This is a genomic window from Pedobacter riviphilus (genome assembly GCF_014692875.1).
GTDB classification, from domain to species: domain Bacteria; phylum Bacteroidota; class Bacteroidia; order Sphingobacteriales; family Sphingobacteriaceae; genus Pedobacter; species Pedobacter riviphilus.
Genome location: NZ_CP061171.1, coordinates 317,617 through 340,568 on the forward strand (window position 1 = coordinate 317,617; position 22,952 = coordinate 340,568).

A 22,952-nucleotide genomic window follows, 5' to 3' on the forward strand; every position below is an offset into this window, starting at 1 on the left:
TTTTTCAAGTTTATGGAGTGAGGTATAACTAACCACTCTGTAATGGCTTGCTGTATAAAATAGAAAATTAGGCTTTTGGGTAAAACCCTCAACAGGTGAAGTATATGTCTATTTTTTAAACCCTTTCCATTTACCAGGAAGCATTGATGTATAACAGATCAATCTGAAATTCATTAACCCAGGAATTGTGCAATGCTTTGGTTAAAATTAGTTGGTGAGGGGATTAAATACCGATGGCGTACACCGTAAAATAACAAACTATGGAAGTAAAATTACCTGGACCGGAAATGCTGATTATAAAAATATTGACCCTAAAATGCAATTGGATGAAACCACCAACATAATCGCATCATTTAATTGAAGGGTAACAGTTACCACATCGTGTAGCTAATCATTATTGAAGAAAAATCATTATCAGACTTTTCTTCCTATTTACAAAAAACACTAACCAAATAAATAATGCTAAGAGAATTACTTAAAATTCCATTTAGGAGAACTGCTTTCTTTCAAAACGTTTCAGCGGAAATGAAATGTTTCAGAAAACTATATCGAAACAGATGTCATCAATCTTACCCAACATTCTCAATAAATGATCTCGAAAAATGAAAAGAATTATACTATTGCATTTTGCTGGGGATAACCTGGTTTCGAAAAGGCAACTCTTTAAAAGATGTTGTTTAACAATGCTAACCTTGATGCTGATGATTGAAATAACATTTGCACAGCAGACAAAGGTAACCGGAACAATCTTTGATAATAAGCAAACCCCATTAATGGGTGCCACAGTTACGGTTAAGGGCACAAATATCCGTACCCAAACGGATATTGATGGCCGTTTTGTGATTAATGTACCTGATGATCGGTTAATTCTAGTAATTGGCTATGTGGGTATGGTAAGTAAAGAAGTTTCTACAAAAGGGAAAAATAACCTTAAAATTGTTCTTTCCGAAGATCAATCAAACCTTAACGATGTTGTAGTTATTGGTTACGGTACACAGAAAAAAGCCAGTGTGGTAGCCGCCATTGCACAAACTACGGGTAAGGTGCTGGAACGTGCTGGAGGCGTATCGAGCATAGGTGCTGCATTAACGGGTAATGTCCCGGGTGTGATAACTACTGCCAGTACCGGAATGCCCGGCGAGGAAGATCCTCAAATACTGATCCGCGGCCGCAGTACCTGGAACAATACCGGTCCGCTCATTTTAGTGGATGGAATTGAGCGCCAGATGAGCAGTGTAGATATCGGTTCAGTAGAAACTGTATCCGTATTGAAAGATGCTTCTGCAACTGCTGTATTTGGAGTAAGGGGAGCTAACGGCGTAATCCTGATCACCACCAAACGTGGCCGTGAGGGGCAGGCGTCCATCAGGGGGACCATCAATAATGTAATTAAATCTCCATCGCGCTTACCAGGAAAATATGATTCTTACGATGCCCTGACCATTAAGAACCAGGCTATTGAAAATGAACTTTCCCTAAAACCAGAAAGCTGGGCCGATTATCTGCCGCAGGCTACGATTAATAAATACCGTTACCCGGCAAATTTAGCGGAATCTGAACGCTATCCGAATGTAAACTGGGACCAGGTATTGTTTAAAGATTATGCCATGTCGAACAATGTAAACCTTAACATTTCAGGTGGAACCTCCAAAGTGAAATATTTTGCCAATGCCGATTACCTGTACGAAGGTGATTTGTTCCGCACCTTTAAAAACGATCGCGGTTACGAGCCGGGTTACGGTTTCAACAGGTTAAATGTGAGGAGCAACCTCGATTTTCAGCTGAGCAAATCCACGCTGTTTAAAGTAAACCTATCGGGTTCGAGGGGGGTGAAGAAAAGTCCATGGGGCAATTCCAACAGCGATTATTCTTATTGGATATCCGCATATTCCACTGCTCCGGATGTATTTATGCCGCAATATTCAGATGGTACATGGGGCTATTATGCGCCGAATGTGCAAAAAGGTTTAAACTCTGCTCGAAACCTGGCCATCAGTGGTGTGGGCTATACCACTACTAGCAGGATTACGACCGATTTTACACTTGACCAGGATCTGGGATCTTTGGTAAAGGGCTTAAACTTCAAAGGTACCATAGCCTTGGATAATACTTTTATCGAAGGAAACAGGGGGATTAATGATTTATATAATGGTATGCAAAGCAAATGGATAGATCCGAAAACCGGATTGACCACTTATGAGCAGGCATTTGATGGAACCAACCGCTTCGATTTTCAGAATGGGATTAACTGGACCACGAGCGGTGGTGCTGTGCAGGATTGGTCAACCCAGCGCAGATTATTCTACCAGGGCCAACTCAATTATGCTGTAAAATTGGGTACTAACCACAACATTACGGCTATGGGACTTTTCAACCGGAATGAAGTAGCTACAGGAAGTGAGATTCCAAACTACCGTGAAGACTGGGTGTTCCGTACGACCTACAATTTTGCCAATAAATACATGATCGAATATAACGGTGCATACAATGGTTCTGAAAAATTCAGTGCGAAAAATCGTTTTGCATTCTTTTCATCCGGAGGATTGGGCTGGATGCTGAGTGAAGAGAAATTTATGAAAGGCATCAAATTTTTAGATATGCTTAAGTTGCGTGCTTCATACGGAGCCATTGGCGATGATAATGTAAGTGGTCGCTGGCTATATCTTACACAGTGGGCTTATGGTAGTCAGACCAAACTCGGTGTAACCGGTGAGGGTTCTGAATTAAGTCCGTACACCTGGTATAAAATATCGGCGCTTGGCAATCCGGATGTGCACTGGGAAAAAGTAAAGAAAACCAATTTTGGTGTAGATTACAGTTTCCTTAAAGGTATGTTCACCGGAAAGGTTGACTTTTTCCGCGACCGCCGTACCGATATCCTGATTCTTGGCGGTAACCGGGCCATTCCTTCTTACTTTGGTGTTGATGCACCGGTAGCCAACCTGGGGATTGTACAAAACAAAGGTTATGAGCTTGAGCTGGCTTTCAACAAAAGATTAGGGCAGAACTGGAGACTTTGGGCCAACATAAACTATACCCATGCGAAGGATAAGGTGCTCGAAGCCGATGATGCAGAATTGTTACCCGAATACCAGAAAAGGGCTAACAAACAAATTAGCCAAAGTTATTCCTATGTGAGTGCAGGAAATTACAATACCTGGGATGAACTTTATGGCAGCACGATTCACGATAATAACGACGGGCAAAAATTACCGGGCAATTATTATATCATAGACTATAACGGAGATGGTATTATCGATTCAAAAGATAATATTCCTTATGGTTTTCCATCAAACCCTCAAAATACCTACAATGCTACATTTGGTGTAGATTGGAAAGGTTTCAGTCTATTTGTTCAGCTTTATGGCGTAAACAATGTAACCCGACAGGTGGTATTCAGCAGTTTAGCCGGCCAAAACCATCTGGTGTATAATGAAGGATCTTACTGGACCAAAGATAATCCTAATGCTGATGTACCACTACCCAGGTGGCTATCTACCGCCAGTGGTTATACTTCCGGTAACCGTTACATGTACGATGGATCTTATATCCGGTTAAAAAATGCAGAATTGGCTTATACTTTCGAAAAAAGCAAAAGTTTCATCAAACATATCGGTATGGAATCGCTGCGGGTATATGTAAACGGAAACAACCTGTATGTATGGACCAAAATGCCTGATGACCGGGAATCCAATTTTGCCGGAACCGGCTGGGCATCGCAAGGTGCCTATCCAACTGTAAAGCGATTTAATATTGGGGCCAACATTACTTTTTAATGCTACAATCATGAAAAAATATATCAAAACGTTAGTATGTTGTACCATTATCTGGTCAACAGTATCCCTTTCTTCGTGTGAAAAATACCTGGATAAAGCCGATGAAACCGTGATTTCGGAAAAAGAGGCTTTTAAGAATTTTGTTAATTTCCAGGGCTACACCGAAGAACTCTACAACTGTATTGTAAATTTTAGCACAAACTACTGGACCAACTCCTGGAACTGGGGTGAGGATGAGATTACTTCAACCGCCGGAAACTTTCATTTCATTCATAAAATAGACGATGGAAATTTCTGGGGCTGGCAATCTGAATTCGATGGCTGGGGATCTGGATGGATGAACCACAATAATTTTAGTACCAATAACGACCGTTTTAACAAGGATCTTTGGAAAGCGGCCTGGTATGGTATCAGTAAGGTAAATATGGGGCTGGCCAATATGGATAAGATGACAGACGCTACGGATGAGGAAAGAAACCTCATCAAAGGGCAACTGCTGTTTTTCCGCGGTTGGTTTCACCACAGGCTGATGGAATATTTTGGTGGGTTACCTTATATAGATACCGTTTTGCCTACCGATTCAAAGCTAAATCTTCCACGTTTAAGCTATAAAGCTTGTGCAGACAAAGCGGCTGCAGATTTTAGGGCCGCTGCCGATATTTTACCGGTTAACTGGGACAATACCACTGCTGGTAAACGTACGCTGGGTAAAAACCAATTAAGGATCAATAAAATCATGGCTTTAGGTTATCTCGGTAAAAATTACCTGTGGGCAGGAAGTCCGCTGATGAATTTTGAATCAACCGGTAGCAAGAGCTACAATTCGGAATACTGTAAAAAAGCAGCAGCTGCATTTGCTGAACTGCTTACCCTTACTGAAAGTGGTACCACGCAGTATGCACTTGTAGAATTCAAAAATTATTACCGCAATTTTTACACCAGCGGGCAAAACTGGGATTTACCCGGAAGTACAGAAGCCATATTCCGTGGTCCGTTTTTTAGTGCCAATAACTCTAACTGGGGAACCAGTAAGCAATACACACCAGTAGTCATTTCAGAAGGCGACCTAAAGTTTACGCCTACGGCTAATTATGTAGATTATTATGGCATGGCCAATGGCTTGCCGATCCCGGATATTACAAAGGCCGACAGTGATTCGGGTTACAATCCGGAATACCCCTGGAAAGGAAGGGATCCAAGGTTTTATAATGACATCGTTTTTGACGGAGTAAAATTTGTACAAGGTGCAATGGGTGCCAGCGATGAGAAAAACAGGTATGCCAATTTATACACAAGCGGAAGTTATAGGGATGTAAGTACCGGAAGTAGAACTGGTTACGTTTTACGTAAATTTATTCCTATCACTGCTAATAAATATGATAATGGCTATTCATATGGCAATAGCCTTCACATTTATGTTCCTTATATGCGTTTGGCCGATGTATACCTGATGTATGCTGAAGCTGCGCTGATGGGATACAATTCGCCCACAGGTAAAGACCCGGGTTTTTCTAAAACAGCTGTCGATGCCATCAACGTGATCCGCACCAGAGCCGGAGTAGCTAATGTAGCCAATAAATTCCTGACTTCGGTAGATGGATTTTTGGGTGAGGTAAGAAGAGAGCGTGCCGTAGAATTATCATTTGAAGGCCACCGCTTTAACGATCTACGTCGCTGGTTACTATTAATCGAGAAACCATACACTTTAAAAACATCACTTGAGTTTGACCGAAGCGGAACTTTCAGTACTACTGATCCTACCGCTAACCGGGTGGTCAACATTAAAGAAGTGGTTATTCTTGAGCGGAAGTTTAGTCAGAAACATTATTGGTTGCCACTCAAAAATGCTGACGTGAACATGTATGCAGATTTTAAACAAAATCCAGGCTGGTAAGGGTGTAAACTAATTCAAACGAATGAAATGAAACAGATCAAGATAATAACAGCCTTTTGCCTCGCCGTTGCCTTTTTACTGCCGGCAGCAGGATCAGCGCAAACCAATAGGCAGATCAGAAAAAACAATAAATCCGTTGTTAAAAACGAAAAACGCCTGCCACAAGATACCGCATTTGTAATGCCTCAGATAGATTCTGTACAGGTTGCATTCCGGAAGGTGGCTAAACGAGACCTTTTAGGCGATGTTTCCGTATTGAACCTTTCTCAATTGATGGAAAAAAACTATTCAACCTCCAGCCTTGAAAACCTGGATGCCCTTTTGCCGGGTTTTAACGGTAACATTTGGGGAATGGGTGGCTATCTCGTGCTGGTAGATGGAATTCCGAGAGATATCAATAACATTATGCCAACAGAAATCGATCAGATTAGCGTACTCAAAGGTGTTAATGCAGTAGCGCTGTATGGTAGCCGTGCAGCCAAGGGCGTGCTGTACATTACCACTAAAAGAGGAGGTAATTATGAACAAAAGGTAAATGTAAGGGCCAATATCGGTTTGAATGTTCCTAAAAGCTATCCACAATTTCTGGGATCTGCTGAATATATGACCTTATATAATGAAGCGCGAAGGAATGACGGATTGCCAGACCTTTACAGTCAGCAAACCATATACAATTATGCCTCCGGAACAAATCCTTACCGTTACCCTAACGTAGATTACTATTCTTCAGATTATCTGAGAAACAGCTATGGACGAAATGATCTGACTGCAGAAATTTCAGGCGGAAACAACCGCACGCGTTATTACACCAACATCGGCTATTGGTCAGTAGGTTCGCTACTGAATTTTGGTGAAGCTGTAAAAAACAGCGGTGCCAACCGTTTTAATGTGCGTGGAAATATCGATGTAAAACTGAATAAGATCATTTCCCTAAATGTAGATGCTACGGCCAGTTTCTATACTGGCAAAGGGGTAAATACAGATTATTGGGGCAGCGCAGCAATAGTTCGACCGTATCGTTTTGCACCACTTATTCCCATCAGTATGATCGAACCTGGTGATGCAGCATCGCTGGCACAAGCCAATAACAGCAACAACATCATTAATGGCAGCTACCTATTGGGCGGAAGCCAGCTGGATCAGACGAATACCTTCGCCAGCATTTATGCAGGAGGCCACAACCGGAATGTATCCCGTCAGTTCCAGTTTAATACGGGGATAAATTTCGATCTCAACAGCTTGATGCAGGGATTGAGCTTTAAAACCATGCTTGCCGTTGATTATTCAAGCAGTTTTAATCAATCGTATAACAATACCTATTCGGTTTACGAAGCTGCATGGAACAATTATGCCGGCTTTGATCAGATTTCGGGTTTAACGAAGTATGGCATTGATGCCAGATCAGGCGTACAGAACGTGAGCGGAAGTGCTTACCGCCAAACCATTTCTTTTTCCGGCCAGTTTAATTATGCACGTACTTTTAAACAAAAGCATAACGTTACCGGATCATTGCTGGGTTATGGTTTTAACATTAGCGAATCTTCGGTTTATCATGCTACCAACAATGCCAATCTTGGCTTACAGCTGGGCTACAACTATGATCACCGCTACTATGCCGATTTCAGCGGTGCGTATGTGTATTCAGCAAAATTACCTTTGGCAAACAGAGGTGCTTTCTCCCCAACACTATCTCTTGGATGGCGCATAAGTGAGGAGCCTTTCTTAAAAGGTTCTAATGTAATTGATAACCTAAAAATAACTGCATCAGCGGGGATATTAAATACCGATTTAGATATTAATAATTATAACCTATACCAAGGGTATTATACCTATAATGATGCCGCCTGGTATAGTTGGAGAGATGGTGGTTTGGTTCATACTTTTGATAAAAGGAGGGGTGATAATCCTGAATTGAAATTTCCACAGCGCAAAGAAATTAATTTAGGGATAGATGGGTCTCTTTATAAAAACCTGATCAACTTTACCGCTTCACTTTTCTTAGACCAAACGAAGGGCAATGTGGTACAGCCTGGTATACTTTATCCTTCTTATTTAACAACAGGTTTCCCGGTTTATTCTGATATTCCTTATGTAAATTATGATAACGATCAGCGCAGAGGATTCGATTTTGGCATCAGGATGAATAAAAAAATAGGCAGTATAGATTGGAGTCTTGGTTTAACCGGTACTTATTACGATACCAAAGCTACCAAACGCGCCGAGTCTTACGAGTTTGCTTACCAGAGCAGAACAGGTAAACCATTAGATGCCATTTGGGGGCTGGAAAACTTGGGCTTTTTTAATAGTAATGCAGATATTGCTAATTCCCCAAGTCAATCTTTTGGGCAAGTTAAACCTGGAGATATTAAGTATAAAGATCAGAATGGCGATGGTATTATCGATACCAGGGATGAGATTTATCTTGGCAAAGGAGGATGGTTAGGTGCACCGTTTACTTTAGGGGTTAACTTAACAGCTAAATGGAAAAATTTGACCCTTTTTGTACTTGGTACCGGCAGATATGGTGCTAAAGCTATGAAGAACAGCAACTATTTCTGGGTGGATGGAGAAGATAAATACTCAGCAGTAGTAAGAGATCGCTGGACTCCGGAAACGCAGGCGAGTGCAACCTATCCAAGGCTAACTACGGCCACTAGCGATAACAATTTTCGGGCTTCTGATTTTTGGCTCTACAGTACAAATCAGTTCAACCTCTCTAAAATACAATTATCCTACCAGTTTCCTGTTAGTATGTTTCAAAAAGGTTTCATCAAAGAACTTGGCGTATATGCAAGCGGTATGAATTTATTAACGCTCGCTCCTGAACGAGAAATCCTTGAACTAAATGTGACTTCTTCCCCTCAAACCAGGTTTTATAACCTGGGGTTAAAGGCACAATTTTAATCATCCATAAAATTATCCTGAAATGAAAAGATTAAAACTTCTTTTGTGTGTAGTTACCCTGCTCTTTTGCATCAGTTGTAAAGACATGCTAGAGCCTGAAATAGAGAACAATCTTGATCTAGAAAGCACAACCAACAATGCATCTTATGCGCAAGGTCTGCTATTAAACGGCTATAACCGCATTCCAACTAACAGTTGGTCGTTTAATGATGTAAGCACCGATGATGCGGTAACCAATGATAAAAACAATGCCTACCTTAAAATTGCGACCGGGCAGTGGACAGCGATTAATAATCCGTTATCACAATGGACTAATTCTAGGGCTGCCATACAGTATCTTAACTTGTTTTTTTCGGTAACCGACCAGGTAAAATGGGCGGTAGACCAAAACATAAACAAAATGTTTAATGATAGGATGAAAGGAGAAGCGTTCGCGCTCCGGGCTTTGTTTAATTTTTATCTGTTGCAGGCACATGGTGGAAAAGGCACCAACGGACAACTTTTGGGTATACCAATAGTGCTTCAGCCTGAAGGGCTTGATGCTGATTTCAATAAGCCAAGGGCAACGTTCGATGATTGTATGGCACAAATTTACCGTGATCTTGATATGGCCGAACAATTACTTCCGAATGATTTTGAGGATATTGCAACCGATGCCCAAGTACCAGCGAAGTATGCAGGTGTGGGCAAGGATAATTACAATCGTGTTTTCGGATATTATTTTAGAGGACGTATAACTGCACGTATTGCCAAGGCTATCAAAGCCAAAGCATCACTGTTGGCTGCAAGTCCAGCCTTTAATCCTTCTGCAACTGCCAAATGGGAAAAAGCAGCAAATGATGCTGCTGCGGTAATTGATCTGAGAGGAGGATTAGTAAATCTTAACTTAAACGATATCAAGTGGTACGACAAAGATGCTGGTATTGATGGTTTAGCCTCTGGTGTAAACCCATCAGAAATTTTATGGCGTAGCGATGTAGGGAGTAGTAATGATTTAGAAAGAAGTAACTTTCCGCCAACGCTTTTTGGTAGCGGCAGAATAAACCCTACTCAAAATCTGGTAAATGCATTCCCTATGGCTAATGGCTATCCAATTTTGGAAAATAATAGTGGTTTTGTAGCAGCTAGTCCTTACGATAACAGAGACCCCCGATTAAAGCTTTATATTCTTGTTAATGGTGGTACTTCCGGAACTTCAGGTAGTGTTATTAATACCTCGGCCAACGGAACAACTAACGATGCACTTAATAAAGTAGAAACTTCTACCCGAACAGGGTATTATATGCGTAAGCTACTTAGACAGGATGTTAATCTTAATCCCTCTTCAACAACAAGTCAAAAGCATTACAATCCTCGAATACGCTATACCGAAATTTATCTAGCCTATGCTGAGGCAGCCAACGAGGCCTGGGGGCCAATAAGTAACGGTACACACGCCTATTCAGCTTATGATGTAATTAAAGCCATACGCAAGCGGGCAGGTGTGGGCGCATCTAATAACGATGCTTATCTGGAGTCCATAAAATCAGATCAGGTAAAAATGCGGGCGTTAATCAGAAATGAGCGTAGATTGGAACTTTGTTTCGAAGGATTCAGATTTTGGGATTTGCGCAGATGGAATGCAAACCTGAACGAAGTGGCTCAGGGTATAAGCATAATAGCACCAGCATATAATCCAATTAATGTAGAGAACAGAGCCTACCAAAATTACATGGTTTATGGTCCGCTGCCTTATAGTGAAATTTTGAAGTACAACAATCTTATTCAAAATGCAGGGTGGTAGCTTTTACCACCAATGTAAATAATGAATTAAACTCAAAAAAGATGAAAAGAAGAATAATATTTTTATTAGCGATTTCCATACTCTTAGGCTCGTGTAAGAACCAAGACTGGGAATTCCCTGATTATGGAACCCAAACCGTATATTTTGCATACCAGAGTCCTGTTCGTACCATTACCCTTGGCGAGGATATATATGATACCTCACTAGACAACCTGCACCGTTGCGAAATCATGGCTACCACAGGTGGTGTATATGAAGTTAAAAATGATATTAGTATTGGTGTGGCGGTAGACAATGCCCTTGCCAGCAATCTTAGTTTTGGAGGTGCCGCAAATGTGGTAGCCATGCCGGCAAACTACTACAATCTACTGGGCAGCGCTATAACTATATCTAAAGGCAAAATAGCTGGAGGTGTTCAGGTACAGCTAACCGATGCATTTTTTGCCGACCCTTTGGCATTGAAGAATACCTATGTAATTCCGCTCCGGATGACTTCGGTACAAAATGCCGATAAGATTCTGGAAGCCAAGAACTATACGTTATATGCCATTAAATACATTAATCCCTGGCATGGCTATTACCTGCGCCGGGGTAAAGATATCATCACCGGTAAAAACGGCAATACAAGTTTGAATAAAACCGTTAGCAGGCACATGACCTATGTTGAAAGTGATGAGGTTAATCAGGTTGTTACTACCTCCTTAAAATCAAATACATTTGATGCGGTATTTAAAGATAAAGACAACCGCAATATCACCTGCAAATTGCTGCTTACTTTCGACAATTCAGGCAACTGTACGGTATCTGCTGCTGATAATACATTTACGGCTTCTGGAAATGGCAAGTTTATCAAGCGGGGAGAAAAGAACAGTTGGGGAAATACCGATAGGGATGCCCTTTACCTGAATTACAACATCGACCTTACCGATATGTCTGTAAACACTACTGATACACTTGTAATGCGCAACCGTGGCGTAACAATGGAAACCTTTAATCCGGTTAAAAAATAAAATGTTAATCAAGATGAAAAATATTTATAAAATTGCCTTAATCATCGGTCTTCCGGTTTTATCGGTATCCTGCAAAAAGCAGGAAGCACTTGATTTTTCTGTTGAAAAACCTGCATCAGTTGCAGCACAGGAACAGATAGATGCTTACAAAGCATTGAAATCTTATTTCAACTGGTCGGCCAATCCTGATTTTAAACTGGGTGTAGCCACATCACTTACCGAATACAATAACAAAGGTGTGTTATATCGCCTGGCGAACAGTAATTTTAACCAGATTGTAATTGGTTATGAAATGAAACACGGTGCCATTGTTAAAGATGATGGCAGTATGGATTTTGATAATGTGAAGAAATTACTGGAAAATGCTAAAAATTCAGGAATGGAAGTATACGGACATACCCTTTGCTGGCATGCCAATCAAAATGCCAAGTACCTTAACAGTTTAATAGCGCCTACTATCATTAAAGGAACGGGCGGACCGGCGCTTGAGGATAACCTCATTAGTAATAGTGATTTTGAATCGGGAAATATTTCGGGCTGGTTTGGCTGGGGAAATAGTTCTGTTAGGGAGGTTTCGGCAAAGGGTGATGGATATGGCGGTACAGGTTACGCGCTCAACATGTCTAATCCTAAAGTTGTTAATTCCTGGGAAGCCCAGACTGCCATGGATTTTACAACCCCATTTCAAAGCGCTTCGAAATATAAACTGAGCTTTTATGTTAAGGGAAGTGTAGCTGGATCTGCCTCGGTAGCGGCACAAGAAACCAAAAGTTATGGAGCAGATGACTTTGGTTCTTTTGATGTTTCAACCGATTGGAAGCTTGTACAACTGGAAAAAACCATCACTGCCGGTGATAGAACACGTTTGGTTTTTAGCTTTGGAGCCTATGCCGGCAAAATTTCTATGGATAAAATCTCCATTAACAGAGTAAATCCAAATGGAGGTGATAAGATCATTGAAAAAACGGCCGATGAGAAAAAAGCTATCTTAACAGCTGCGCTTGATAAATGGATTGCCGGAATGCTTGCTGTTAGTAAAGCCAATGTAAAAGCATGGGATGTGGTAAATGAACCCATGTCTGACTGGCCAGATCCATCACAGTTGAAAACAGGTGTGGGTAAAACCAATATCGCTGCCGATGAATTTTATTGGCAGGACTATCTAGGCAAAGATTACGCCGTGGCTGCCTTTAAACTTGCACGCCAGTATGGTAATGCCTCTGATATTCATTTTATAAACGATTATGGTTTAGAAAGCAGCCTTGATAAATGCAGGGGACTGATTGATTATGTGAAATATATTGAAAGCAAAGGCGCCAAGGTTGATGGCATTGGTACGCAAATGCACATGGGTACCGAAAATGATAAAGCGAAAATAGTTGATATGCTCAAATTATTGGCGGCTACGGGCAAATTGATCAAGATTTCGGAACTAGATCTTGGTGTTTCGAATAAAAAGACAGCCGCCGTAACAGAAGCAGAATACAAAGCACAGGCAGATATGTACAAATATGTGATCGATAAATATTTTGAGATTATACCTCCTGCTCAACGCTATGGAATTACGATCTGGAGTCCGTTAGATAGCCCAGCCAGTTCTTTCTGGAGACCCGATGAACCAATTGGACTTTGGACAGGAGGCTTTGTGCGTAAACCTGCATATACTGGTGTTGCAGAAGCACTCAAGGGTAGGTAACCTGTTTTTTATTCGTCATTGCGAGAAGGCTTTTTCAGCCGACGAAGCAATCTTTATAGCAAGAGGATAGCTAACAGAAAAGATTGCTTCGTCGCTCCTCTTCGCAATGACGATGTTTTTAGGTATCCCGTCTTCGATAGCTTGCCGAAAGACTGATTTAGATATACTTTTATGTGTTTAAATACTTTATCAGGTTCTGCTCAACGAGACACTTTAGAGAAACTTGTTTTATGTTACAGCCTTTTTAATAAATCAAATTTGCCCCAATTATGAAAAACCTTGCATTTTATCTGTGTATTGTACTTTTAAATGGGCTGTTTCATTTTACAGCCTATAGCCAGCTCACTGCAAATCCTATCATTGCTGCTGATGTACCCGATCCATCGATCATTCGGGTAGGGAAAACCTACTACATGAGCAGTACAACCATGCATATGAGCCCTGGTCTTCCTATTATGAAATCAACCGATCTTGTAAACTGGAAGATTGTAACTTATGTTTATGATACCCTGGCAAATACTGATCAGCTAAATTTAAATAATGGCAAAAATGATTACGGGAGAGGATCATGGGCCAGTAGTTTGCGCTACCATGAAGGCCGGTTTTATGTAAGTACTTTTTCGGGTACAACCAATAAAACATACATATATTCTACTATAGACATTGAAAAAGGCCCATGGAAAAGGTCTGCCTTCAGCCCTGCACTTCATGATCACTCCCTGTTTTTTGAAAAAGGCAGGGTATTTATGGTTTATGGGGCAGGCAAAATTATGCTTGCTGAGTTAAATGCAGATTTTTCAGGGATAAAAACAGGTACAAGTCCTAAGGTATTGATAGAAAATGCTACCCAGATTGCTGGCAATAACCCCGGTTTGCCTGCTGAAGGTTCACAACTTTTTAAGATAAAAGGCAAATATTATCTTTTCAATATTACCTGGCCAAGAAACAGCATGCGTACGGTAATTATTCATAAAGCCGACAAGCTATTGGGCCCCTACACCGGAAGAATCGGTCTTCAGGATAAGGGGGTAGCCCAGGGTGGATTGATCAGTACACCAAAAGGTGAGTGGTTTTCCTACCTTTTCCGTGATTATGGAGCAGTTGGTCGAATTCCTTATCTCGTTCCCGTTAAATGGGAGCAGGGATGGCCTGTTCTTGGTGTAAATTCTAAAGTGCCAGACTCACTTCACCTCGCTAAAAACTTAAGCCCGATTCCAGGCATTGTAGATTCTGATAACTTCGATGGTACAGGCGAGGGGAGCGGTCTTAAAAAAGTTTGGCAATGGAATCATAATCCAGATCCCGCTAACTGGTCGCTCTCGAGAAAAAAAGGCTATCTCGTGATACAAACCTCCAGGATTGATACCTCGGTGCTTTGGGCCAGAAATACGCTTACCCAAAGAACGGTAGCGCCGGCAAGTTCAGCCGAAACCAGCATCGATCTGGAAAACATGAAAGTAGGGGATTGCGCCGGAATGTTATTGCTTCAGAAAAAATATGGCTGGATTGGCGTTAAATCTTTAAAAGAAGGACTATTCGTCGTGGTTACTACAATGAGCGATAATCAGCCGATAGAAAGCATCAAAATTCCGCTAAAACAGCAAAAAATTTATTTAAAGTTGAGCTGTGATTTTAAAGATCGCCAGGATCTGGCTTCTTTCGCTTATAGCTTAGATGGCAAATCATGGAATACGGTTGGTGAAAAACTAAAAATGTCGTACACCATACCGCACTTTATGGGGTATCGGTTCGGTCTTTTCAATTATGCAACACAGCAAATCGGTGGACATGCTGACTTTGATTATTTCAATATCAAAGTTAACTAGGCTGGGCACTTACAGAATAATGCAAATCTACGCCTATAAGGAGCTGGAGCGGGATTTTACATATTAGTAAAATGAATTTTGAACATTAATTGCAGCATTATGCTCAAATGGCAAAAAAAAGTTCGATGCCGTTGGATAGTTTTGGAAATTGATAAGAATATGAAAATAAAATTAATTTTATGCTGCTTAACCTGGCTACTGGTTTTCAATTTTTCAGTCTCTGCCAAGATTACCTTACCACAGTTGGTATCCAGCCATATGGTGCTCCAGCGGGAAACTCCCCTGACCATATGGGGATGGGCAGCAGCAAAAGAAAAAATAACGATCAGTTTTAACGGAAAAACGTATAAGACCACCACCAATGCACAAGGCTCATGGTTTGTGAAAATGGGTAAGATGAAAGCAGGAGGCCCTTTTAAAATGATCGTTAAAGGTAAGAATACGATTACCCTTGATGATATTCTGTTGGGAGATGTATGGTTTTGCTCAGGGCAATCTAATATGGCCCTGCCAATGGAACGGTTAAAAGAGGCTTATCCACAGGTGATTGAAAAAGATCATTTCCCTTTGATCAGGAACTTTTTCGTTCCAACTAAAGCTAATCTGTCTGGAGAATCGATCGATCTTCCTCCAGGGAAATGGGTTCCCGCCACTGGTACGGGCATATTAAGCTTCGGGGGACAAGTTATTTTTTTGCAAAAACGCTCTTCCAAAAATATAACATTCCGATAGGTATCATCAATTCGAGCGTTGGGGTACTCCGATTGAGGCCTGGATGAGTCGCGATGCATTTTTGACGAATCCCGCGCAGATGAAAAAAATAGACAATTTCAGGGATTCGGTATTTATGGCCAATTACCAAAAAAAAATTAAAGAGAAGAATCTGGCAAGGTCGGCAACATTAGTTCCGGTAGTTGATGAAGGACTTTCTGGCCCGGTAAAATGGATTGATCCGGATTTTAATGCCAGCAGCTGGCGAAAATTTTGGATGCCGGGCTACTGGGCTGATCAGGGGCTACGGAACTTCAACGGGATTTTTTATTTCAGAAAAGAATTGCAAATCCCCGCAGAAATGAGCGGACAGCAGGCTAAACTTTATCTGGGCCGCATTATAGATGCAGATTCGGTGTTCCTCAACGGTAAATTTATAGGCAATACCACCTATCAATATCCTCCCCGTAGGTATGTTATTCCTGCTGGGCTGTTGAAAAGCGGGAAAAACATTCTTATCGTCAAAGTCATTAGTAGCAACGGGAAAGGTGGCTTTGTACCAGATAAAAACTATTCTTTGCTCACTCCCGAAAAAAAAATAGACTTACGTGGCGAATGGAGTTTCGAAGTAGGTTATGCTCAACCTAAGCAAAACCAGGGTTTTAGTGGTGAGGCCGAAATGCCATTAGTGGCGCAGAATGAGCCAACCGGATTATTCAATACCATGGTTTCGCCAGCTGTAAGATTTGCAATAAAAGGTTTTCTCTGGTATCAGGGCGAAGCGAATACCGGAGATCCGAAAGCATATGGGCAATTGTTGCCAGCGCTTATAAAAGACTGGCGTAATAAATGGAAGCAGGGAGATCTGCCATTTATTTATGCCCAGTTGCCTAATTTTATGGAAGCCAGCTATTTGCCCGAAGAAAGTAGTTGGGCACAATTTAGGCAAAGCCAGTTGCAAACACTTTCCGTACCGAATACAGGGATGGCTGTGGCAATTGATGCTGGTGAATGGAATGATATCCATCCGCTGGATAAAAAAGACGTTGGTGAGCGTTTGGCACTATGGGCCTCACATTTAGCCTATCAAGATCAGCAGATTACATATTCTGGGCCTATTTATAAATCAAACCAGTTAAAGGGATCTGAATTGATTATAAATTTTGATCATAGCTTGCCTGGGTTGATGATTAAAGGATCTGATAAACTTAGCGGTTTCGCCCTTGCGGGTGAGGATAAGGTTTTCTATTGGGCCCAGGCCAGGATAGTGGGAGATACAGTTGTGCTCTCAAGTCCCATGGTCTTAAAGCCGGCATTTGTCCGTTATGCATGGGCAGATAATCCCGATCGTGCTAATTTATACAACAAGGCTAATTTACCGGCTTCTCCATTTGAAGCGGAAGTTAATAAATAGAGATAGCCGACGTGCACTTGAAAACTTCTGCATAGAACTGTGAATATGATTAGCTTTGGTCATAAAAATGCTCTTTTTTTAGCCATGATAGAACAATAAAAATAGAGAAATCCTCATCACTTTTTGCTGAGTTGAGTCTTTAACCTGGGCAGCCTGAATTCAAAAAAATAAAAAAATCAACCGATTGCATAAAATAGATTTTTCACCTTTTTTCGAATATTTATATCCTTTTATAAGTCAATTCTATACGTCTTGTTTTATCAAATCGGTTGGCAAATTTTGTTGTTGAGGTAAATATATGATATCGGTTTTTTCATTAAAAATATGCCATAAATCGTGTATTTAAGCGGTTTTTGGTTTGCGTTTTAGATTTTTAAACCCACTGGTTTTTATTTTAATCGCATCGTCTGTCATACCAGCGGCTTGTTTTTTTAGCTGATTTTTTTGTCTCCCCAAGGGCAATAGCTCATTTTCGATTTGAACATTTATTCTATTAATATGCACAATCAAATCATGAGCGGATGAGCAATCTAAATATCTTTATCACAGAATAAATCTGAATTGAACCAGCAAGCGATTATTATTAATTTTTGGTGTGTGATTTAAACATGCACCTGCTGATTTTCCAATTAATACAGCTGGTCTTTTCTTATTCTTTAACCATTATAAACCATTTATTATGAGAAGTGAAGTTTTACAATTTTCTGTAACATCACGTTGGAAATTTTTCAGGTATCTCCCCAAAGTGATGTTATTGGCGACACTGATATTTTCAGCTTTTATTGCACAGGCACAAACTGTGGTAAAAGGTAAAGTTGTTGATGAACAAGGTAAGCCATTGCCAGGTGTGGGTATCGTTTTAAAAGGAACCGGTACAAGTACATCATCCCAGGATAACGGAAATTTTTCTATTACTACAACGGGTGCTAATCCGGTTTTGGTATTCTCCTATGTTGGCTATACCAACAAAGAAGTTCCGGTGAAAAATCAAACTTTACTAAATGTCGCCCTTCAACCAAGCGCTGCAGAACTTGGTCAGGTTGTGGTTGTAGGTTACGGTACCCAGCGCAAAGAGGCTGTTACGGGCTCTGTAGCTTCTATCGGGGGAGAAAAAATCCGTGAAGTGCCTGCGCCTAATATTGCTCAGGCCATCCAGGGACGTTTAGCAGGTGTTAATATTTCTCAGACTTCAACCAAACCAGGTGCCACCATGCAGATCCTGATCCGTGGTCAGCGTTCGCTTTCGGCAAGTAACGATCCGCTCGTGGTATTGGATGGAATCCCATTCCCTGGCTCCATTGGTGACATTAATCCCAACGATATTAAAAGTATCGATATCTTGAAGGATGCATCTGCAACTGCTATTTACGGCTCAAGAGGTGCCAATGGGGTAATTCTGTTAACCACCAACAGGGGACAAGCAGGAGCGCCAGCTAAAATCTCTTACAATACATATACGGGTTTACAAACCTTATTTGCAAAGTATCCGATGATGAACGGACCTGAATTTACTGCATTGAGGAAAGCGTCAGGGTTATTTACAACACTTGGCGTTGATGAATCAAATGATGTAAATACAGATTGGCAGGATTTATTTTATAATAAGAATGCTATTGTAACCAGTCATGATCTGGGCGTAACAGGTGGTTCTGCAACCAGCAACTATAGTTTTGGCGGGGGATATTATAAAAACCAAAGTTTAATTCCTACACAGCAGTATACCAGGTATTCGATGAAAGCATCCCTGGATCAGCAAATTGGTAAACTTTTTCGTGTTGGATTTACTACCAATAATAATTACAATATAAGTGAGGGTAACCAGGTTGGTATTTATGGCAACTTGAGTAATACGCCTATTTCAAACCCGTACAATGCTGATGGAAGTTTAAAGCGTACCATCAGAATGCCACAGGATGAGGCTTTTATTTACACCAATGGCATTGTAAAGAATTTGCATGACCAGTGGTTGAACGAAACCCGCGGTTTTGCAACTTATAATTCATTTTATGGCGAGGTTAAAATTCCGGGGGTTGAAGGCTTGAAATACCGTGCAAACCTTGGTTTGGATTTTATCCAGAGCAATAACGGTAACTTCACCGGTGTTGGGGTGGGCAGTACTACAGCAACTACAGTTTCCACAGCTGGGGTAAGTAACTCGCAGACCTATCACTGGACGTTGGAGAATTTAATCACCTACGATCGCAGTTTCGGAAAACATAGTTTCAATGCCGTTGCTTTATATTCAGCAGAACAAAATAAATTCAATTCTTCTTCCATGACAGCCAGAGATATCCCTTCTGATGCTTTTCAGTTTTATAATCTGGGACAGGCAAATGGTGAGATCACGATTGGCAGCGGTACTCCTCAAAATCCGCTCTATACCCTAAGCGGCCTCGTTTCTTACATGGGCAGGATTATGTACGCGTATGATAACAGGTATTTATTGAGTGCCACACTCCGGTCTGATGCATCATCGCGTTTGGCGCCAGGCCACAAGTGGCATACCTATCCAGCGGTTTCTGTGGGGTGGAATATGATGAATGAGTCTTTTATGAAAGGCATTACTGCAATTGATAAATTAAAAATACGTGTAGGTTACGGTCAGACGTCTAATCAAGCTGTTGCCCCATATCAAACACTGGGTGTGCTTAGTACCCGCCCCTATAATTTTGGCGATAATACATATGCAACTGGTTATTATGTATCCCAGCTTCCAAGTCCGGGCTTAGGATGGGAATATTCTGAAACCTGGAATTATGGTTTAGATTTTTCAATCTTAAAAAATCGCATCTCAGGCACTTTTGAATACTATGACACCAAAACCAAAGATATATTACTTAGTGTGGCACTACCTTCTACAGCAGGGGTGGGTAGTTATACAGCAAATATAGGCCAAACTCAGAATAAAGGCTGGGAGTTGAGCCTTAATGGTGTGATTCTTGAAAATCAGGGTGGATGGACCTGGGATTTAGGGTTCAACATTTCTGCAAATAGAAACAAGCTAACTGCCCTGGCTTCCGGACAGACCCGCGATGAAGGAAATGCATGGTTTGTAGGCCATAATATCAATGCAATTTATGACTATGAAAAAATCGGATTATGGCAGGCAGGAGACCCTTATTTAAATGTGCTTGAACCAGGTGGGAATGTAGGTATGATCAAAGTTAAATATACTGGTGATTACAATGCAAGTGGCGTACCAACAAGAGCCATAGGTGCTGCAGACAGACAGATTATCGACATTGATCCAAAGTTTACAGGAGGATTTAATACCAGGGTTGCCTACAAGGGATTTGATCTGAACGTGGTAGGGCTTTTCAAAAGTGGCGGAACATTAGTAAGTACGCTATATGGTTCGGCAGGATATCTGAACTTATTAACAGGCCGTAGAAATAATGTTAAGGTAGATTATTGGACCCCTGAAAATACAGATGCAAAATATCCTAAACCAGGTGGCATTGCCAGTGGCGATAACCCTAAATATGGAAGCACGCTTGGCTATTTCGATGCTTCATTCTTAAAAATCAGGACCATTTCTCTTGGTTATGATTTTAACAGAGATCTGATCAAAAAATCCAATGTAAAGCTGCGCATGTATCTAACGGTACAAAATCCTTTCGTCATGTTCTCTCCTTATCACAGGGAGTCTGGTATGGATCCGGAAACTAACTCTTTTGGTGATGAAAATCAGGCTGTTAACTCTTATCAGCGAAGAATTTTGACTATTGGTACCAATACACCTTCAACCCGAAATTACGTTGCAGGTCTTAATTTAACATTTTAGAATAAATAGGATATGAAAAATATACAATTAAAAACCGCGGCAGGTATTTGGTTACTGATGGTAATCTTTTCAGGTTGTTCCAAAATTCTGGAAGAAGAACCGCGTAGCATTTTTACGCCCGACTATTTTAAAACTGTTACCGGCGTAAATGGTGGGTTAACTTCTATGTATGCGCACTTGCGAAACATGTATGGTCAGTCGTATTTCTATAATTCTTTGATAACCGGTACTGATGAGGCTACCTGGGGCAAAGATGCTGACGGGAACTTTAAAGATATGGACTGCTCTGGAGTGGGATCTATTTTATCAACAAGTTATCCGAGCAGTGTATTGTGGAGTGAGGCATTTCCAAACATTAACAATGCCAGTGGAATAATCGAAAACGCCAGTGCTGCAGGTATATCAAGTGCACTTGTGGCCGAGGCCAGGTTTTTCCGTGCTTTCGATTATTTTCTTTTGGTGCAAACTTTCGGTGGGGTTCCGCTCGATTTAGGCGCCGGAGAATTAAAATTTAATACCAATCCGTCAAGAACTTCTGTGAGAAATACCGTACCTGTGGTTTATACCAAAGCTGTATTTCCTGATCTTCTAAAAGCCGTGGCAGATCTGCCTACAACGGGAAGGGTTACAGGTGGTGTAACTAAGGTTGCTGCACAGCTATTTTTATCAAAAGCATATCTAACCTATGCATGGTGGCTTCAAAATCCCAATAATATTCCAACCTATCCTGAAGCTGCAAGAACCGACCCCGACGGACATGATGCTAATTACTATTTCCAGCAAGCGTATGATATTGCTACTGCTGCAATCGAAAACCCAGGCACATTTGGGCTGATGGATACCTATTATGACGTGAACTGGGCCGTGAATGACCGCAACAAAGAAACATTATTGTATGCTGATCATACTCAAACGAGTGAGAAATTTAATGGCGGAAGTTTAACCTTTGGAAGCGGCGGTGCGCCAGATAATTTTGCAGGCTGGATGATGACCTGGAACTATCCGAATATCCGTAGTGGAGGCATCAGTTCAGTTCAGCGTGAGGCCGAGCAGCATTTAGGCCGCCCATGGAACCGTATGGCGCCAACAATTGAGGTATTGAAGAATACCTTTGCCGATAAAACACTGGATTCGAGATATGATGGTACTTTTACCACCGTTTACAGAGGTAACTGGCCTAAAGGCTACAATCCACCATCAAGTGCGCCTGCATCATTGGTTAACGCAAATGGATTATCGGTAGTTCCTGGAGATGCAGTACTTACTTTTTTAAATACAGATAACCCTGCTATCGTTTACCCAACGGGTGCAGGCATCAGTAATGTAGGGGCGGGTATTCTACCTGGAAGAGCTGATTATGTGGTGGCTCCGGGTGGAATCAGCAGAATCGTTTATCCGGGACTTTGGAAACTGGGACCTTATCGCACCGATAACGGCACAGGACTAGGGCAGCCAAACGCGGGGAGTACACGTCCTTTTCCGGTAGCTAAATTTTCAGAACTTTACTTTGTTGCAGCAGAAGCCGCGGTAAAAGGAGCAACAACTAAAGCAGGTAAAAGTGCCCGCGAACTCATTAATGTGATTCGTGCAAGAGCTGGTAAATGGCGTTTTGATAATAATGGAAACGTGGCTAAAGTTGCAGACAATAGTGCTGCGATGATGGCAGCAACTCCAGCTACGATAGATATTAATTATATTTTGGCAGAACGCTCAAGAGAATATTATGCTGAAGGCTATCGTAGATACGACCTGATCCGTACCCAAAAATGGGCTGAACTTTCTGCTACGTATACCATTGCTGGAATTGCCTATGGCGATCACACGCCACAGACAGTAACCCGCACAATTACACCGGCATTATATTTACGGCCTATACCTCAGGCACAAATAGACGGAATGCAGATGAGTGCAGATGAAAAAAAGGCTTACCAGAATCCTGGTTATTAAAAAAATACTTTGGTTTAGTTTGGTGGGCGGCGTCAATTGATGTCGCTCATTCGTTTTTATAAAGGAGCCTGCTTTTCTTGCGGCCAGAAGATTTTGGGTAAATAAAATCCTGAAAATTTGATTTTCAAACTTAATTGGTCTTTCTGTTAAATGTTTAGGCTATTGGTTTGCACTATCCTGAAATAAAAAATCCCGACTGCTAAAACG

General features: G+C 41.3%; 12 protein-coding genes. All 12 read left to right on the plus strand.

What is annotated here, in order from left to right; all coding sequences use genetic code 11:
* Positions 1-214 precede the first annotated feature (214 nt).
* Positions 215-361: a hypothetical protein gene (locus tag H9N25_RS01270; RefSeq protein ID WP_190327683.1), complete on the plus strand. Its 147-nt coding sequence runs from the start codon at positions 215-217 to the stop codon at positions 359-361.
* Between the two features lie 340 nt (positions 362-701).
* Positions 702-3,776: a SusC/RagA family TonB-linked outer membrane protein gene (locus H9N25_RS01275; RefSeq protein WP_223833528.1), complete on the plus strand. Its 3,075-nt coding sequence runs from the start codon at positions 702-704 to the stop codon at positions 3,774-3,776.
* Positions 3,777-3,786: 10 nt separating this feature from the next.
* Entirely contained in the window at positions 3,787-5,670 is a 1,884-nt protein-coding gene (locus H9N25_RS01280; RefSeq protein WP_167292956.1) for a RagB/SusD family nutrient uptake outer membrane protein, read from the plus strand.
* Positions 5,671-5,697: 27 nt separating this feature from the next.
* Complete coding sequence (locus H9N25_RS01285; RefSeq protein WP_190327684.1) at positions 5,698-8,574, plus strand: SusC/RagA family TonB-linked outer membrane protein; 2,877 nt, start codon at positions 5,698-5,700, stop codon at positions 8,572-8,574.
* A 22-nt stretch (positions 8,575-8,596) separates the two neighbouring features.
* Positions 8,597-10,357, plus strand: a complete 1,761-nt coding sequence (locus H9N25_RS01290; protein ID WP_190327685.1) for a RagB/SusD family nutrient uptake outer membrane protein — start codon at positions 8,597-8,599, stop codon at positions 10,355-10,357.
* A 41-nt stretch (positions 10,358-10,398) separates the two neighbouring features.
* Complete coding sequence (locus H9N25_RS01295) at positions 10,399-11,367, plus strand: DUF5627 domain-containing protein (RefSeq protein WP_190327686.1); 969 nt, start codon at positions 10,399-10,401, stop codon at positions 11,365-11,367.
* 13 nt (positions 11,368-11,380) lie between these two features.
* On the plus strand, positions 11,381-13,063 hold the full coding sequence (locus tag H9N25_RS01300; protein ID WP_190327687.1) for an endo-1,4-beta-xylanase: 1,683 nt from the start codon (positions 11,381-11,383) through the stop codon (positions 13,061-13,063).
* Positions 13,064-13,332: 269 nt separating this feature from the next.
* Positions 13,333-14,889, plus strand: coding sequence for a glycoside hydrolase family 43 protein (locus H9N25_RS01305; protein WP_190327688.1), 1,557 nt, complete (start codon positions 13,333-13,335; stop codon positions 14,887-14,889).
* Between the two features lie 159 nt (positions 14,890-15,048).
* A complete protein-coding gene (locus H9N25_RS24255) occupies positions 15,049-15,621 on the plus strand; it encodes a hypothetical protein (RefSeq protein ID WP_223833529.1) in 573 nt (190 codons plus the stop codon).
* Positions 15,622-15,700: 79 nt separating this feature from the next.
* On the plus strand, positions 15,701-17,014 hold the full coding sequence (locus tag H9N25_RS01310; RefSeq protein ID WP_223833530.1) for a sialate O-acetylesterase: 1,314 nt from the start codon (positions 15,701-15,703) through the stop codon (positions 17,012-17,014).
* A gap of 679 nt (positions 17,015-17,693) precedes the next feature.
* Positions 17,694-20,798, plus strand: a complete 3,105-nt coding sequence (locus H9N25_RS01315; RefSeq protein WP_190327689.1) for a SusC/RagA family TonB-linked outer membrane protein — start codon at positions 17,694-17,696, stop codon at positions 20,796-20,798.
* Between the two features lie 12 nt (positions 20,799-20,810).
* Complete coding sequence (locus H9N25_RS01320) at positions 20,811-22,745, plus strand: RagB/SusD family nutrient uptake outer membrane protein (RefSeq protein WP_190327690.1); 1,935 nt, start codon at positions 20,811-20,813, stop codon at positions 22,743-22,745.
* The last annotated feature ends 207 nt before the right edge of the window (positions 22,746-22,952 follow it).

What these genes read in the sequence shown, in the direction of transcription:
- H9N25_RS01275 (WP_223833528.1), top strand. Translation starts at nt 702, where the DNA reads ATGATTGAAATAACATTTGCACAGCAGACAAAGGTAACCGGAACAATC.
- H9N25_RS01280 (WP_167292956.1), top strand. Translation starts at nt 3,787, where the DNA reads ATGAAAAAATATATCAAAACGTTAGTATGTTGTACCATTATCTGGTCA.
- H9N25_RS01285 (WP_190327684.1), top strand. Translation starts at nt 5,698, where the DNA reads ATGAAACAGATCAAGATAATAACAGCCTTTTGCCTCGCCGTTGCCTTT.
- H9N25_RS01290 (WP_190327685.1), top strand. Translation starts at nt 8,597, where the DNA reads ATGAAAAGATTAAAACTTCTTTTGTGTGTAGTTACCCTGCTCTTTTGC.
- H9N25_RS01295 (WP_190327686.1), top strand. Translation starts at nt 10,399, where the DNA reads ATGAAAAGAAGAATAATATTTTTATTAGCGATTTCCATACTCTTAGGC.
- H9N25_RS01300 (WP_190327687.1), top strand. Translation starts at nt 11,381, where the DNA reads ATGAAAAATATTTATAAAATTGCCTTAATCATCGGTCTTCCGGTTTTA.
- H9N25_RS01305 (WP_190327688.1), top strand. Translation starts at nt 13,333, where the DNA reads ATGAAAAACCTTGCATTTTATCTGTGTATTGTACTTTTAAATGGGCTG.
- H9N25_RS24255 (WP_223833529.1), top strand. Translation starts at nt 15,049, where the DNA reads ATGAAAATAAAATTAATTTTATGCTGCTTAACCTGGCTACTGGTTTTC.
- H9N25_RS01310 (WP_223833530.1), top strand. Translation starts at nt 15,701, where the DNA reads ATGAAAAAAATAGACAATTTCAGGGATTCGGTATTTATGGCCAATTAC.
- H9N25_RS01315 (WP_190327689.1), top strand. Translation starts at nt 17,694, where the DNA reads ATGAGAAGTGAAGTTTTACAATTTTCTGTAACATCACGTTGGAAATTT.
- H9N25_RS01320 (WP_190327690.1), top strand. Translation starts at nt 20,811, where the DNA reads ATGAAAAATATACAATTAAAAACCGCGGCAGGTATTTGGTTACTGATG.